The sequence below is a fragment of the Virgibacillus ainsalahensis genome (genome assembly GCF_055380755.1).
On record NZ_AP043943.1, the window covers coordinates 2,553,038 to 2,570,100 of the forward strand.

Sequence of the window (17,063 nt, forward strand, 5' to 3'; positions counted from 1 at the left end):
GTATGAAATGTTCATACGAGGTTTTTTTGTTAATTATTATCCTTCCAACAATAAATCATATGGATCTTCAATCAATTCCTTAATACGAACAAGGAACTGAACCGCTTCGGCACCATCAACGATACGATGGTCATAAGAGAGTGCAATATACATCATTGGGCGAACTTCAATTGAATCATCCGGCATTACCATGGCCCGTTTCTGAATGTTATGCATGCCTAAAATTCCAACCTGTGGAGCATTCAGGATAGGTGTAGACATCATAGAACCAAATATACCGCCATTTGTGATGGTAAATGACCCACCCTGCATTTCATCAATTGATAATTTATTTTCTGTCGCCTTTTTACCAAGACTTGAAATCTCCCGCTCGATACCAGCGAAATCTAATCTGTCCGCATCACGCACAACAGGGACTACTAGACCTTCTTCGGCTGAAACGGCAATACCGATATCATAGAACTTTTTCAGAATAAGCTCTTTATTATCCCGGATTTCAGCATTTAATAATGGGAAGTCTTTCAATGCACCAACAGCTGCTTTCGTGAAAAATGACATAAAGCCTAATTTGATATCATGTTTCTGTTGGAACTTCTCTTTCCGCTCGCTGCGGAGTTTCATTACATTCGTCATATCTACTTCGTTAAAGGTAGTAAGCATCGCAGAATTATGTTGTGCTTCTACAAGTCGTTTTGCTATTGTTTGGCGACGGCGTGACATTTTCTGTACTTCCACCGGCTTCGTAAATTCCGATTCAGTCGTTTTCTTTGATTCTTCTTTCTTCGCAGGTTTAGAGGCTTTCTTTTCAGTTTCGCCTTTCGCTGCAGTCTCGACATCTTCCGGACGAACGCGGCCAAGTGGATCACGTGGACTGACTTCGCTTAAGTCGATGTTTAACTCACGCGCACGCTTTCTTGCAGCAGGTGAAGCGACAACATCGTCCTTACTTTTACTATCCGTTTGAGGTTCTTCTTTCTTCTCATCCTTCTTAGGCGTTTCATCGGAACTTTCAATTTTTGATTCTTCTTTTGAGCCTTCGTCTTTTGATTCTTCTTTCGGCTCATCTTTGGAGTCGTCACCGCCAGCTTCACCGTTTTCGTCTATTTTGGCAATAACATCCCCAACTTCAACATCATCGCCTTCTTCGCTGACGATTTCAGTAATTACTCCGGCATAATCTGAGTTAACTTCAACATTTACTTTATCTGTTTCCAGTTCGACAACCGGGTCACCTTTTTCAATTTTGTCACCTTTTTGTACAAGCCACTCGGCAATCGTTCCTTCTGTTATTGACTCTGCAAGCTCCGGAATTTTAATTTCATTCATTGGAATCTTCTCCTTCTATCGGCTTTATTGCTTTTTGGATAATTTTACTTTGCTCTGTTTTATGCACATTTGGTACCCCAACTGCTGGTGAAGAACGATCAGGACGACCAATGTAGCGCAATCGCTGTCCGTCTTTTAGAAGCTCTCTTAAATAGTCATCAACAAAATCCCAGCTTCCCATGTTCTTCGGTTCTTCCTGTACCCAAACAATCTCTTCCAAATTGGATAATGATTTCAATTCTTTTTCCAATTCTTTCTTAGGAAATGGGTAGATTTGTTCAAGTCGAAGTATTTGCAGCCAATCGTATTTCTCATCGGAATCTGCCATTGCTTCTTCTATTTCTACCATGACCTTTCCGCTTCCAATCAGTAACCGTTTTGCATTTTTCTTTGTTACTTTATGGTTTGGCTGTTGACGCAACAATTGGAATTTACCTTCTGTAAATTCTTTTGCCTCAGATGCCACCCGCTGATTACGTAATAAACTTTTCGGTGTCATCAATATGAGAGGTCTTGCTTCATCTCGATTACGCAATGCGGCTTGTCTGCGTATTAAATGGAAAAATTGGGCCGATGATGTAACATTTGCTACAATCCAATTATTTTCTGCAGCCATTTGCAGGAAACGTTCCAAACGGGCACTGGAATGCTCTGGCCCTTGACCTTCGTATCCATGAGGCAGAAGTAAAACCATATTTGAGATCTCGCCCCATTTTGCACGGGAAGAAGAAATAAATTGATCAAAAATCACCTGACCTGCATTCGCGAAATCACCAAATTGAGCTTCCCAAATAACCAATGTATTAGGCGCCTGGACACTATACCCATATTCGAAACCGAGTACACCTGCTTCTGAAAGCGGGCTGTTACGAATATCAAATGCTGCTTTCGCCTCTTCCAAACCATGCAGCGGACTGTACACTTCATTTGTTTCAACATCATGAAGGACAAGGTGACGATGCGCAAATGTGCCGCGTTCTGTATCCTGACCTGTTAGACGGATTGGAATACCATCTTGTAAAATGGATGCATAAGTTAGAGCTTCACCAGCTCCCCAGTCTGCTTTATTTCCGTCTTCCAGTGCATTTTCGCGTCGTTTAAGGATTTTCTCCAGTTTTTTGAATCCTTTAAATCCTTCTGGACGTTTCATTAATCCCTTATTTAAAGCTTGTAGTGTTTCAAATGGTACTGCTGTTTCAAATTGGTCAAGTCCATTCAGTAATGCTTTAGGTATATCTTCTGCCTCTGCTTTACCAACTTCATTTTCTTTCATATTGTTATATATATCGTATAGCTCGTCTTCAACCTTTTTCGTCATTTTTTTGAATTCATCTTTTTCAATAACGTTTTTATCTTCCAACACGCTGGCAAAAACGTTAGCGGCTGTAGGATGATCATCGATATCCTGATATAATTTAGGTTGTGTTGATCTAGGTTCATCCATCTCATTATGACCGTAACGACGGTAACCAACCAAATCTATTAGAAAGTCTTTATGGAATTTCTGGCGATATTCATAAGCTATTCTCACTGCTGATACACAAGCAACAGGGTCATCGGCATTCACGTGTATAATTGGAATTTCAAACCCTTTTGCCAAATCACTGGCATATCGTGTTGAACGGCCATCCTGCTGATTTGTTGTATAGCCCAGCAGGTTATTAGCGATAACATGAAGAGATCCTCCTGTTGTATATCCGGGCAGGTTAGCCAGGTTTAACGATTCAGCAACAACTCCTTCACCGATAAATGCAGCATCTCCATGTATCAGTACACTGAATGCTTTATCTACATCACGTTCAGGATATCCTTTTGCAAAACGGTAATCCTGTGCGGCGCGGGTAAACCCTGTAACGACCGGATTAACAAACTCCAGATGTGAAGGGTTATGTGCTAATGTAATTCGTGTCGACTCTTCATCAGCTTTAACTTCCTTCTTTGCGCCAAAGTGATATTTAACATCTCCGGTCCATCCGTAGTTAATCCCCATTGACCCCTCAGACGGCATTAATTCTTTATCCGGAGAATGATGGAATTCAGAGAAAATTTTATCATATGGTTTACCAAGGACATGCGACAATACGGACAAGCGCCCACGGTGAGCCATGCCCATCATAATATGTTCAATCTTATCTGCTGTAGCATATTCTACAATCTGGTCCAGCATTGGGACCATGGTTTCCAGTCCTTCAATTGAAAAACGCTTCTGTCCAACAAACGTTTTTTGCAGGAATGCTTCAAAGCCTTCCACATGTGTCAGGCGCCCCAGCAGTTCCTTTTTCTCGTCATCTGTGAGGTTCATTCTCGCCTTCCCGGCTTCAATATAATCAAGCAACCATGTTCGTTCTTCATCATTATTTACATGATCAAATTCATACGTAATCGTTCCTGAATAATACTTTTTCAACTCTTTTACGACATCTGCTCCATTATCGACACCTGTTGGCGCCTTCTCCCATAACCAGGCTGAAGGAATACTTTCCAAATCTTCATCAGTCAGTCCGTATGTAGCAGGATTAACCAGGTCTGATTTACGTTCTTTCTCACGTCCAACTGGGTAAATATCTGCTTCTAAATGGCCGAAACGACGGATAGCCTCAACAAGTTTCATTGCTGAGGTTAACTTTTTTATATCATTCGTTGAGGTTTTTTCTGATACAGCCTGTACATCACTTTCTCCAGATTTAACCCATACAGGTGCCCCATGTTTTTCGAAAATTTCTTTAGTAGAAGGATCAACAGCTTCCGGATCCTCTTTGTATAATTCATATTGCTCTTCTACATACCCCATGTTCGGTCCATGAAACTGTTCCCAGAATCTTTCACTAGATTCTTCATTCTGTGCCACGACTTATACCCCCATTGAAGTTCTTTCCCCGCTGTGTAACGGTTTTCATTTTGAAGTCACTTTCCATATAAAACCTATAAAATACCTTCATCAACTAATATAACTCATTTTATGTTTGGAAACAATAAATCTACCTAAAAATTTGTCGAAGAATAGAATTAATGTAGACTGTTTTATTACTTTATTTGTTTACCCAACTTATAAATTGATTTCAGGATTTTTCACCCTATGTGTTTCCTTTATCCTATTTATTTTGTATAATGAAAGCAGACTTTAAAATATGCTCTTTTTACATATAGACTGAAGGAGGATTTCCAAATGAAATTAGCACTGATATTGGGTGTAGCTGTTGTATTTATCACTTCATGCTTTACTGCAGGATATGAAGCAAAACCAGGAGTTCCGAGAAAGAATCAATAGATACAATAAAAACCGTCATTCAGTCTGAACTGTCTGACGGTTTTATTTGCAGTTAAATAAGATAACCTTCCTCTACATCATTTCAGGGAACCCCTGCTGTCTTAACACTTCATAAATTATAATTGCTGCCGTATTGGACAAATTCAAAGACCGAATTTTATCATTCATATGAATACGCAGGCATTGGTTCTCTTTTCCTGCCAGTAGACTTTCCGGTATTCCATCTGTTTCCCTGCCAAAAACAAAGAATATTTCTTCATCAGCATTACTGAAATCATAATCAGTATAATGTTTTGTTCCAAAGTTCTCAATATAATAAAATGTTCCATCCGGATAAATTTCATACAAATCATCGATTGAATTATATTCCTTAATGTCAACATTTTTCCAATAATCCAGCCCGGCTCTGCGCAGCATTTTATCATCAGTGGAAAATCCAAGTGGATGAATTAAATGAAGGGTTGTATTGGTTCCTAAACAAGTTCTGGCTATGTTTCCCGTATTTGCTGGTATTTCCGGTTGAAATAATACGACATGTAAACTCAAGACCTCATTCTCCTATCAATTAAAATAACCTTTTTATTATACCACTAATTTTCACCAATACGAAAAAATTTATAATTAATGTCCGGTGTCCATGCAGTCGAGTCTTCATAGGACCAATAACGATTCCGACTGTTATCCGTATGAGCGTTCACCAGCGGCATACCGTAAGCGTCCTTTGCAACGACAATCGTATTGTGATCCCAACGACCATCCCCCTGAAAATCATAGCAGATAACATCTCCAGGTAGAAGCTCCGAGGCATCTTCTGCTTCTTTACCATACAGTCCTTGTTCTGATCCGCTTAAATACCACCTCATTGAATGAGCAACCGCCCAGCTGAAACTCCAATTATCCCCACTGTACCACCAGCCTTGTTCCCTTACCGGTTCACCATGCATCTGAGCCCCGCCAGCTTTTAGACACTGTGATACATAATTGGTACAGTCTACATCAAATTTCCGGTAATCCGGATTATAGCTATTCCACCAGCGTTCTGCATATTGCACTGCAGCCATGCGATTATAGGTGAAGCGTTGATCCCCCTTTTCACGTGCTTCAATTGGAAGCACGGTCAACTTCTCTTCTGATTGTGCTTTTCTGCTTATTGTTTTATGGTCTGTTATTTCACCACCCGCTAACCGATACTGGTATGGAATAACGAGTTCCTCCACATGAAAACGTTCTTTCTGTTTAATCAAAAAAGAAACATGCAATAAATAATGATAATGGGACTGTTTATCATAACGTGATTCTTGATAAACCTCTCCTTCTCCCTGAATGCGGACAATTTTAGCATCACGCTCTTCCCATAGTTGTTTTTTTCGCGACCACCAGCCACCTGTATCCGTTTCATTTTGAAAAAAATCCAACCACATTCCCTTTATCATTTCCATAAGAATCCCCTCCATAAAAAGTATATGGAGGGGATTTGAATGAAAGAAGCATTTCATTTACTTTGGCTCTTTTCGTAAAATTTGTTGCTCTTAACCGTCACCGTCATAGTTAATATAAAAGACGAAGTAACTTGAAATTATGGTTGGTGCGATTACACGCTACGGAAATACACTACGCTTTCCGCGGGCGGCTGGTGAGCCTCCTCGTGCTATCGCACTCCGGGGTCTCACCGATGCCTATTCTCCCGCTGGAGTCTCCGTATATTTCCTCCGCTGGTTAGATGCTCCCGTAACTCTTCATCAAAACACTTATATTGCTTAATTATATAACAAACATAGCCAAGCACTCATATGATGGTTGATTGGAGCGGAGGACCGTTGACTCCAGCGGGAACAGCACGTGTCTGAAGACCCCGCAGAGTGGGTTTCTCGAGAGGCTGAAGCCGTGCCCGCGGAAAGCAACGGTCCGCAGCGGAAATCGACATAGCAGTTACGTCGTCTTTTATAAGTTTTGCGTCAAAAACAGGCTTTATTGATAGGCTTCTTGAAAATCCAATCCTTTTTGCATTTCATATAAAACCTGGGAATCCTGTTCCTTTTCCATCGCAGATTCGATAGCAATATATGCTTCCTCCGTACCGATTTTTCCAAGTGACCAAGCGGCAGTACCACGAATCACAGGACGTGGATCATGATTCATTACAGCAATCATTTCTTCAACCGCTGTTTTATCCTTGTAGTGGCCAAGCGCGATCAAAGCATTACGCTGAATCGGTTTCTTTCCACGCCAGGAACCGGAAATATGACCAAAGGTTTCTTTAAAATCACGATTAGCGATTCTTAACATGGGCTTCAGCTTTGGCTTTGCAACGTCATCTTCAGGTTCAAATTCCGGATGAATATGAAAATCTATCTTTTGGTTTTTTGGACAGACAACCTGACATGTATCACATCCATATACACGATTTCCTATTTTTGTTCGGAATTCGTCCGGCAAATAATCCTTTGTTTGGGTCAAAAAAGCAATACAGCGTTGGGCGTTTAGCTGACCCCCTTCAACAAGAGCGCCGGTTGGGCACGCGTCCAGACATTTCGTACACTCTCCGCAGCTGTCATTCACCGGATCATCCGGGATAAAAGGGATGTTTGTAATAAGTTCCCCGAGATACACGAAAGAGCCGAACTCCGGCGTGATGATAGAAGTATTCTTCCCGCTAAAGCCAATACCTGCACGTTCCGCCACAGCCCTGTCGGAAAGTTCGCCTGTATCGACCATCACTCTATTTTCTCCATCAGGAACTTTTTCTTTAATAAACGTTGAGAGTTTTTCTAAACGATCCCTTAGCACAGTATGATAATCTGTTCCCCAAGAGGCACGAGCAAAGATCCCGCGTCGTTCTTCTTTAGTACTTTTCGGGGCATCCTTCATCCTTGATGGATAAGCAAGTGCAATCGAAATGATGGACTGCGCTTCCGGCAGCAGACGCTCTGGTTCAGTACGCTCATCCAGTGAGCCTTTCTCAAATCCCGACTGGTAGCCAAGCTCCTGCTGTCTTCTTAGCCTTTCCCTTAGTTCTCCAAATACATCTGCAGAGGCAAAGCCAATTTTATCAATACCAATTTCTTTGCTGTATTCAATGATTTCTTGTTTCAGTTTTTCGGTATACATCGGCTTTCCCTCTCTTCTAGTTTTGTTTTACATTTGCTGTACGCATCCGGTTCAATACTGCAGCAATTTCATATCGTCTTGGCCGTGCAATGTCTCCCGGATGCTGATTTTTAAATACTGTAAATGAAGCAAGTCCTTTTTCATCCATTTGTTTCTCCACTTTATCCAACAATTCATGTAGTGATTTAGGTTCGAGCCCGTTTGTTCGATCCAAAAACTGTATAATTTCTGCAATCATCCGTGTTTGGGATTGGTCGACAAGCTGCTCCGTGTCTTCAAATGATATATCCGTTTTTCCCATAATTATTTTATATAACCCTTTCGCCTGGGTCTTTTCCTTTTTCCCTTTTCTCGTCTGAAGAGAGTTTTGCTGAAAATAACGTTTGGCGACCTTCCCGAAATGATTATCGGTGATTGCATCTCTTTCCAATGGATACTTTTGGATAATCTCATTTGCCTGTTCTGTCACATTATAAGGGACATAAGACTCCATCATAATAACGGTATCCGCTCTGTCGAAATAGTCACCGGACCCGCCCATTACAAGAATTGTTGAGACATCGAACTCGGTACGCATTTGTTTGATTTTATCAATAAATGGTGTTATTGGTTCTTTATGATTGCTCACAAGTTGCTGCATACGATGATCACGTATCATAAAGTTCGTCGCACTTGTATCTTCATCAATCAGCAATGTAGTTGCCCCGGCTTCTAATGCTTCCATTACATTGGCTGCCTGTGACGTACTTCCACTGGCATTTTCCGTTGAGAAGAATGATGTATCCCGCTGATGTGGAAGATTGTTGATAAATGGTGAAATATTTACACCAGTTACCTGCCTGCCATCCTCTGCTCTTATTTTCACCGCATCGGGATCTGTCAGAACAAACTCCCGGCCGTCTCCTTCTGTATGGGAATAAACCCCACGTTCAATCGCTTGTAAAATGGTGCTTTTTCCATGATAACCGCCACCAACAATTAACGTAATTCCTTTCTCTACAGCCATGCCTTTGATTGGTACCGATTGATGAGGAATTTCAATGGCCACTTCATTTTCTTCTGGACTGCGAAAAGTGACTGCATTCTTTAATGGCCGATTGCTAATACCGCTTTCTCTCGGCAATATTGCATCATTTGCTATAAACGCAATCCAACCTTTCTTACGCATCTCTGTACGGATAGCATCCTGCTGATCAGCAAGCTGTACAGCCTGTTGGATTTGTTCATCCGTAATGGTGAATATAGAATTTTTCATAATCATTGGCAATGCATTAGCGAATAACTTCTCTGCTTCTCTACCATTAATCTTTCTACCATTTGCAGGCAAACCAACAGAGATACACACCGTAATCGAATCTGCTGTTACCTGAACTGCACTGCGCTCAAGGATTTCCTGTCCTGGTTTATCAAACAGAATCATACCGCTTTTACCGGAACCTTTTATAAATAAGTTGCTCTTTGCAATTGCATTACCGACTGCACGTGCCATCGCATCTTCTGCTGCAATCTTTCTCGATTGGGACTGGAGCCAATCCTTCTTGACCTCCCGCTTATCAGCCGGTATGACAATACGTATTTTTGAAGGTGTCGCAAATGGATCACCTTGTACATAATCTATAAATAAGTCGAACGCATCATAAGTGTATTGACCCTGAATACTTTTATATCCTTTGTATCCTTTATTATCGAGTTGTTTTAATTGTTGTAATAGTTTTCTCATGATTATCCCTCAAATGTGATTTTTATTTACTTAAGCATACTATGTAGAAAATGGTGAATTCAAGTGAAGTGGAAGGGAGTCTGGGAAAATTAAAAACGCAACGCTTCGTAGTCTAAGTACGAAACACTGCGTTATGACATATGTATGGAGCGGGTGAAGGGAATCGAACCCTCATCATCAGCTTGGAAGGCTGAGGTTTTACCACTAAACTACACCCGCATATTTATTAATGTAATATTTATTGCTACTGTTTTTCAACTGCAAGACTAATTATAGCAATTGTTTTTACACAATGCAACAGTAAATTTACAATTTACGACAAAAAATTTATAATTTCTTAACATCGTTAGATAAATTTAATAATTATCAAAAGTTTGTTTACATTGAATAAGATAAGTAATAAAATAATCATATGTTTGAAGGAGGAAGAATTTAATGTCTGTGTATCCAATTATAATGTCCCAAACGAAATTTACGCACCGTGATAATTTGAAATACCCTTATGAAGAACGTGGGCTGCAATTTGGTGATGGTATATACGAAGTAATTCGTATTTACAATGGCAACTATTATTTACTCAACGAACATGTTGACCGTTTATTCCGTTCAGCAGAGGCAATCAAAATTAAGCTTACTTCAACAAAAGAGCAGATTACTGATCTGCTTCTTGAGTTATTGGAAAAAAACCAAATGAATACAGATGGAAAAGTTTATTTACAGGTGACGCGCGGATCGGCACCGCGCGACCATGTTTTTCCTGAAGACATTGAACCAAATGTATATGCATATGTACAGGATTTGCCCCGAAATGCAGGTAATCTTAAAAATGGTGTTAGCACCATTACGCAGCGTGATGTCCGCTGGCAGAATTGTTATATTAAAAGCTTAAACCTTCTACCAAATGTACTTGCAAAACAAGAAGCAAAAGAAAATGGCTGTTATGAAGCAATTTTGCACCGCGATGGTTTCGTGACAGAATGCAGTTCATCCAATGTATACATGGTGAAAGATGGGAAAATCTACACACACCCTGCAACCAATAATATTCTGCATGGATGTGTCCGCATGCGTGTGGAAAAATTTGCTAAAGATCTTAATATCCCATTTATTGAAGATGGATTCTCTGTAGAAGATATTAGCATGGCGGATGAGATCTTTCTCTCCAGCAGTACATCTGAAATCATGCCAATTATCACAGTGGATAATAATCAAATCAACGAAGGAAAACCTGGGAACATTACCAGACAATTACAAGAAGCATATAATGAGGATGCAAACCTCCTCGAAAACAGCAGAACTTCCAAGCCTCTGCATAGCGGAAGCTTTAATTGAGTCGTTTTAGAAAAGCAGTCATTTTTAATCGATAAAAATGACTGCTTTTCTATTCAATAGATTTATATTTTAAACGAGAGGCTTTTATCTATCGTTTGGGTCTATGGTTACGCTTCCCCTCAAAAGATTTTTTCTTTTGACACAAAAGATATAAAAGACGAAGTAATTTAACAATGATTTCCTCTCATCCCTTTACAAAATAGGTGCTACTACAGCGCTGCTTAAAAAATACTCGCTTTCCACGGGGAACGCTTCAGCCTCCTCACTCGCAAAGCCCGCTCGCTGCGGGGTCTTCAGACTGTTCCTTTCCCGTAGGAGTCTCGCATTTTTTTAAGCAGCTTAGAATAGCTCTCTGTTTAAGAGAGAAAACGTCCATGAAACATAAATTCCATGAGCTTTATCCTTTCTATAATCAGAACACCACTCCAAGCGTAGGCAGAATGCGTAGACTCCTGTGGGAATAGCACGAGTCTGAAGACCCCGGAGGAAGCGTTCTTTGCTTCTGAGGAGGCTGAAGCCGTGCCCACGGAAAGCGAAGTATTCTGCCGAAGCGATTGTGATAGCACTCGGGTTCAAAAGAAATGGAAGAAGCAAAACCACGATAAAGTTACTTCGTCTTTTATATCAACTGCGACGTTAATGTGCAACAAAATATACGAAAAGACCCAAACTAAAACACGGCATTTTCTCCATAAATAAAAAAGGGAATATTCCGTTATTTTAATTGATTCGTAACACGAAACAGTTTAGAATATAGATACGATTTACTGAACAGGAGGCTATTTATGACCAATCCAAAACGTGCGATTACCGCAGAAGATATAACTCAAATTGATGTTTTTAGTGATCCGCAATTTACACCGGGCGGAGAGGCTTTTTCCTATGTGTCAACAAAGATTAATGATCAAAATGAATACCAGTCCCATCTATTTTTTCAAAAACAAAATGAGAAAGAAGCAAAGCAATGGACCTATGGAGATGGAAAGAATAGCAATCTGCGTTTTTCACCAGATGGCAAGCTAGCTGTCTTTCAATCATCGAGAAGTGGCTTACCTCAATTATGGTTATTAAAAACGGATGGTGGTGAAGCAAAACAACTGACGACATTCAAACATGGTGCACACAGCCCCCAATGGTCTAAAGATGGCAAATCCATAATCTTCAGTGCACCACTGGAGAAGGATGATGATGTAAAAAAGCAAACAGAGCAGTCAAAAGAAGAACGTCAAAAAGAAGCAGAACAGAAAAAGAAACAGCCGCTTATCGTAAACCGTTTAAAGTATAAGTCAGATGCAAACGGATTCCATGATAGCAAACAGACACAGGTCGTCTTATTTGATATAGAGAATGAAATCTTTACACAACTGACATCAGCGGATGCAGATCACAGTCATCAGGATATCTCCCCTGATGGGACATTTTTACTTTTTGCTGCCAACTTAAGTAATGACAGAGATTATGAACAGAAAAGCGATCTATTCACTTTAAATCTTACAACGAAGGAAGTCATAAATCTAACAAATGGAAAAGGTGCTTATCATAGCGCAAGTTTTTCCCCGGACGGCAAAAGGATTGCTTACTTTGGACATGAATATGCATACGATGGTGCTACGTTAAATGAATTATATGTACATGAAGTAACTACCGGGAAACATACGAAACTTAGTGATGAATGGGACATACAGCTTGGAGATTTGATGATTGGCGATACGAGATTAGGAAATACCACGACTGGCCCCGTGTGGTCAAAAGATGAGAAACACCTCTTCTTTATTGCTACGGATTTTGGTGCGACTGGACTGTATCAGGCAACATTAGATAAAGAACTGAAGGTCCTCTATAAAGATAATAATCATGTCTTTGGTTTTTCCTATGACCCGGGATCTGGTGATTTTATTCTTGGCATCAGCACACCAACCAATCCTTGCAATTTTTACAGATTATCCAAAGGAACTGAATTAATACGATTAACCAACGCAAATGCAGCATTCCTTCAAGAAGTGTCCGTAGCTGAACCAGAAACGTTAACGATAACAGCTGATGATGGCTGGGAACTGCAAGGCTGGCTCCTTCGACCATATGGTTTTGAAGAAGACAAAAAGTATCCATTCGTTTTAGAAATTCATGGCGGCCCTCATGCGATGTATGGCCAGTCCTTCTTTCATGAAATGCAACTATTATCCGCAAAAGGCTATGTTGTTCTTTACATTAACCCACGTGGAAGCCATGGCTATGGTCAGGAATTCGTTGATGCTGTCCGATCTGACTACGGCGGAAAGGATTACACTGATTTAATGAACGCAGTTGATTATGCTCTAGAAAATCACAGCTTCATTGATGAAAAACGGCTTGGGGTAACTGGCGGCAGTTATGGTGGATTTATGACAAACTGGATTGTCTCACACACCAACCGGTTTAAAGCTGCTGTCACCCAACGCTCTATTTCAAACTGGTTAAGCTTTTACGGTGTCAGTGATATTGGTTACTTTTTTACAAAATGGGAGCTTGGTGAAAACCTGCTGGAGAATCCTCAAAAACTATGGGATTTCTCTCCCTTAAAGTATGCTGAAGATGTGAATACACCGCTCTTAATCTTGCACGGAGAACAGGATTTCCGTTGCCCGATTGAACAGGGAGAGCAACTGTTTATTGCATTAAAGCATTTACGTAAGGATGTGGAATTTGTTCGTTTTCCTAACGCAAGCCATGAACTGAGCCGAAGTGGAAATCCATCCATGAGAATCGAAAGACTGAATCATATCTGCCGCTGGTTCGAGGAATACTTATAAAATAAAAAAACGTATCCGCCTGATGCATGTGCGGATACGTTTTTTATTGTATATCGAATGATGATACTGCTTCTTCTATATTTTCTGCACCAAACGCTCTTTCTTTTTTCCTAAAGCTAGATAGTCTTTCAATGATGCCGGGGTTGTCATGACTTTATCACCCACTATTAGATCCTTTATCACATTCATTGTATCCAAGCTGGTGAAATAAGGAACCTGATGGCTGACGGATAATTCACGGAGATGAAAGCCGGCCTTCTCACTTTCTCTTCCCTCACTTGGAATATTAAGCAAGATATCCGGAGTTATCTCCTGCCAGTACTCGGATAATTCCTCCTTGCTGGTTAGGATATGATTTATCATCACACCAGATTGCTTTAAATATTCTCCCGTGCCTTTTGTAGCAGTGATTGTAGCTCCAAGCTTTTCAAATTCAGAAATAAGTTCGACACTTTCTGCTTTCATACGGTCTGAAACCGATACAAAGAGATTCAGACCTTCTTTTAACTGTTTATTATTGACATTTCCCAGGAATAACTCCACTTTTTTCAGTGCTTCCTTTTTAGTCAGTCCCATACCAATAATTTCTCCTGTCGATTTCATTTCCGGCCCTAATACATGATCAACACCTTTTAACTTATTTGCTGAAAAGACAGGCGATTTCACCGTATAATACGCTGGTTCTTCCAATAAATCCAGGTCATCGGTTATTTCCGTCAATTTTGTTTTGAGTTGTGCCCTTACTGCCCATTCCACCATAGGTATATCTGTTACTTTACTTAGAATTGGTACGGTTCTTGAAGATCTTGGGTTTACTTCCAGCACATAGATTTTCTCTCCATCTATGACAAATTGGATATTCATCATTCCAATGATAGGGAGAGTCTTACTGATTTTCCTTGCAATTTCCACCATTTCCTTTCTGATGGAATCTGAAAGGGTGACAGGTGGCAGCAAAGTCATACTGTCACCTGAATGAACACCTGCTCTTTCGATGTGTTCCAAAATTCCTGGCACAACAATATTTTCCCCATCACTAATCACATCCATTTCGCATTCCATGCCGGAAATATATTGATCGATCAATAATGGCCAGCAGCGATCATTGGTGTCCTTTTGTATCCGATTCAGGCATTTTTTAAGTTCATTCCTATTGTGACAAATAAACATGGATTGTCCCCCAATGACATAAGAAGGACGAATAAGCACCGGAAATCCTATTTCATAGGCGGAAGAAGTTAATTCTTCAGAGTCATGGACAATATGCCCCTTGATATGTGCAATATTTAACTGATCCAGAACCGCATAAAATTGTTCCCTGTCCTCCACGCGGTCTATTTGCTCTGGAGATGTTCCTAATATGTGCACACCTTCCTCTTTTAGATCATTTGCCAGATTAATAGCTGTTTGTCCACCAAACTGAATAAGCACGCTCGCTATATTTTCCTTTTCAATGACTGCCAGCACATCTTCCAATGCTAATGGCTCAAAATACAAGCGATCCGCTATGAAATAATCCGTACTGACCGTTTCCGGATTATTGTTGATCACAACGACTTCATATCCCATTTTCTTCACAGCTAAAGCTGCGTGCACCGAACAGTAGTCAAATTCAACCCCCTGACCGATCCGTATGGGGCCTGACCCCAACACCAGTATTTTTTTCCGATCACTATTTGTTTTAACTTCATCCGTCCCATTCCAGGTAGAATAATAATACGGTGTACCTGCTTCAAACTTATCTACACCTGTATCTACCAATTTATAAGCAGGCTGAATAGAATACTTTTTATATGCTCTTCTTACATCTTTTGCCGTTGTTCCTGTCAATTCACCGATTCTTTCATCACTGATATTAAACGCCTTTGCTTCCCATATTTTTTCAAAAGAAAGAGATGGCCAGTTATCATTAGCTAAGGATTTTTCACATTCAATAATCCCTTCTATTTTTTTCAGGAACCAATAGTCGATTTCAGTCAGCTGAATGATTTTTTCTAAGGGAATTTCCCGCATCATAGCTTCACCAATTGCAAAAATCCTTAAATCGTTCGGGATTTTTAACATATTTAACAACTCTTCATGTGTCTTTGTATTCATCTCTGGCAAATGGAGGCTATGCACATTCATTTCCAGTGACCTTAGAGCTTTGTTTAATGCCCCTTCAAATGTCTGGTCAATGGCCATGACTTCACCTGTCGCCTTCATTTGAGTCCCCAATGTCCGATCTGCTTCGGTGAATTTATCGAACGGAAAACGTGGCAGCTTGACAACCACATAATCCAATACCGGTTCAGTGGACGCGTTGGTATTTCCAGTAATCGGATTAAGGATTTCATCCAACAGATAACCAGCGGCACTTTTTGCTGCAATCCGGGCAATAGGATAGCCTGTAGCTTTTGATGCCAGCGCAGATGATCTGCTTACCCTTGGATTCACTTCAATAATGCAATACTCATTCGTCCTCGGGTTTAGGGCGAATTGAATATTACAACCGCCTACAATATCCAGTGCCTGGATTACCTTAAGTGAAGCTGTACGAAGTATCTGAGATTGGTCATCCGATAATGTTTGTGATGGGGCAACGACAATGGAATCACCGGTATGCACACCCACCGGATCCATATTTTCCATATCACAAACAATCACAGCTGTACCTTCAGAATCACGCATTACCTCATACTCTACTTCTTTCCATCCTTTAATGCTTTTTTCAACAAGTACTTGATTTATTGGACTCAATTCCAATCCACGTTTTAAGAGATTGATAAACTCAAACTCATCATCCGCGAACCCCCCGCCTTCTCCTCCAAGCGTATACGCCGGACGTAGGATAAGCGGATAACCGATGTCCTTGGTAAATTTAAGTCCTTCCTCCACCGTTTCTACAATTTTTGATTCAGCAATGGGTTCATCAATATCAATCATTAATTGACGGAATTTTTCTCTATCCTCCCCGTTTTGAATCGAGGAAACAGAAGTTCCTAATAATTCCACCTGATGCTTTTCAAGAATTCCTTTTTCATAAAGCTCTACCGTCAAATTTAATCCGGTTTGCCCTCCGAGTGTCCCGATCATTCCATCCGGTTTTTCTTTTTCAATAATCTTCTCGATTGTTTCCACTTGAAGAGGTTCCATATATACATGATCTGCTATTTGTTTATCTGTCATGATTGTAGCTGGATTGTTATTCACCAGCACAACTTCGATACCTTCTTCTTTTAAGGCTAGACAGGCTTGCGTCCCTGCATAATCAAACTCTGCTGCCTGCCCAATCACAATCGGTCCTGAACCGATGACAAGGACTTTCTTTATCGTTTCATACTTTGGCATATTGAAGGCTCCTTCCTGAGGTGACTACCTGAAGATTAAATTCTTATTTTTAAAATTAAGGCTTTTAACGATTCATTTATTTGTAAAATCCACGAGTGGCCTCATCTGAATTTAATTCGAATTATTCTTTAGTATAAAACCCATATTCCATTTATGCAAGTATATTTATTAATTTTATTGCATATTTATT

General features: G+C 40.3%; 9 protein-coding genes and 1 tRNA gene. 2 read left to right on the top strand and 8 right to left on the bottom strand.

Features of this window, described 5'->3' with window-relative positions:
* Positions 1–36: 36 nt before the first annotated feature.
* The 7 genes from odhB to ACZ427_RS12515 all read right to left on the bottom strand — a co-directional run bounded on the left by odhB (position 37) and on the right by ACZ427_RS12515 (position 9,641).
* Complete coding sequence (odhB, locus tag ACZ427_RS12485) at positions 37–1,326, bottom strand: 2-oxoglutarate dehydrogenase complex dihydrolipoyllysine-residue succinyltransferase (RefSeq protein WP_461178882.1); 1,290 nt, start codon at positions 1,324–1,326, stop codon at positions 37–39.
* Positions 1,319–4,174, bottom strand: coding sequence for a 2-oxoglutarate dehydrogenase E1 component (locus ACZ427_RS12490; RefSeq protein WP_461178883.1), 2,856 nt, complete (start codon positions 4,172–4,174; stop codon positions 1,319–1,321). Before ACZ427_RS12490 ends, odhB begins: the two co-directional genes overlap by 8 nt.
* A gap of 492 nt (positions 4,175–4,666) precedes the next feature.
* Positions 4,667–5,140, bottom strand: coding sequence for a tRNA (uridine(34)/cytosine(34)/5-carboxymethylaminomethyluridine(34)-2'-O)-methyltransferase TrmL (trmL, locus tag ACZ427_RS12495; protein ID WP_461178884.1), 474 nt, complete (start codon positions 5,138–5,140; stop codon positions 4,667–4,669).
* Positions 5,141–5,184: 44 nt separating this feature from the next.
* Positions 5,185–6,033 (bottom strand): amidase domain-containing protein, encoded by an 849-nt coding sequence (locus tag ACZ427_RS12500; RefSeq protein WP_461178885.1) that lies wholly within the window; start codon positions 6,031–6,033, stop codon positions 5,185–5,187.
* Between the two features lie 529 nt (positions 6,034–6,562).
* Positions 6,563–7,702, bottom strand: coding sequence for a tRNA epoxyqueuosine(34) reductase QueG (gene queG, locus ACZ427_RS12505; protein WP_461178886.1), 1,140 nt, complete (start codon positions 7,700–7,702; stop codon positions 6,563–6,565).
* A gap of 16 nt (positions 7,703–7,718) precedes the next feature.
* Positions 7,719–9,422 (bottom strand): ABC-ATPase domain-containing protein, encoded by a 1,704-nt coding sequence (locus ACZ427_RS12510; protein WP_461178887.1) that lies wholly within the window; start codon positions 9,420–9,422, stop codon positions 7,719–7,721.
* A gap of 145 nt (positions 9,423–9,567) precedes the next feature.
* Positions 9,568–9,641: transfer RNA gene (locus tag ACZ427_RS12515), tRNA-Gly, on the bottom strand.
* A 216-nt stretch (positions 9,642–9,857) separates the two neighbouring features.
* On the opposite strand from ACZ427_RS12515, the gene dat reads away from it, so the two are divergent.
* On the top strand, positions 9,858–10,754 hold the full coding sequence (dat, locus tag ACZ427_RS12520) for a D-amino-acid transaminase (protein WP_461178888.1): 897 nt from the start codon (positions 9,858–9,860) through the stop codon (positions 10,752–10,754).
* A 785-nt stretch (positions 10,755–11,539) separates the two neighbouring features.
* Entirely contained in the window at positions 11,540–13,543 is a 2,004-nt protein-coding gene (locus ACZ427_RS12525; protein WP_461178889.1) for a S9 family peptidase, read from the top strand.
* A gap of 75 nt (positions 13,544–13,618) precedes the next feature.
* On the opposite strand, the gene carB is transcribed toward ACZ427_RS12525, so the two are convergent.
* Entirely contained in the window at positions 13,619–16,873 is a 3,255-nt protein-coding gene (gene carB, locus ACZ427_RS12530; RefSeq protein ID WP_461178890.1) for a carbamoyl-phosphate synthase (glutamine-hydrolyzing) large subunit, read from the bottom strand.
* Positions 16,874–17,063: the final 190 nt, after the last annotated feature.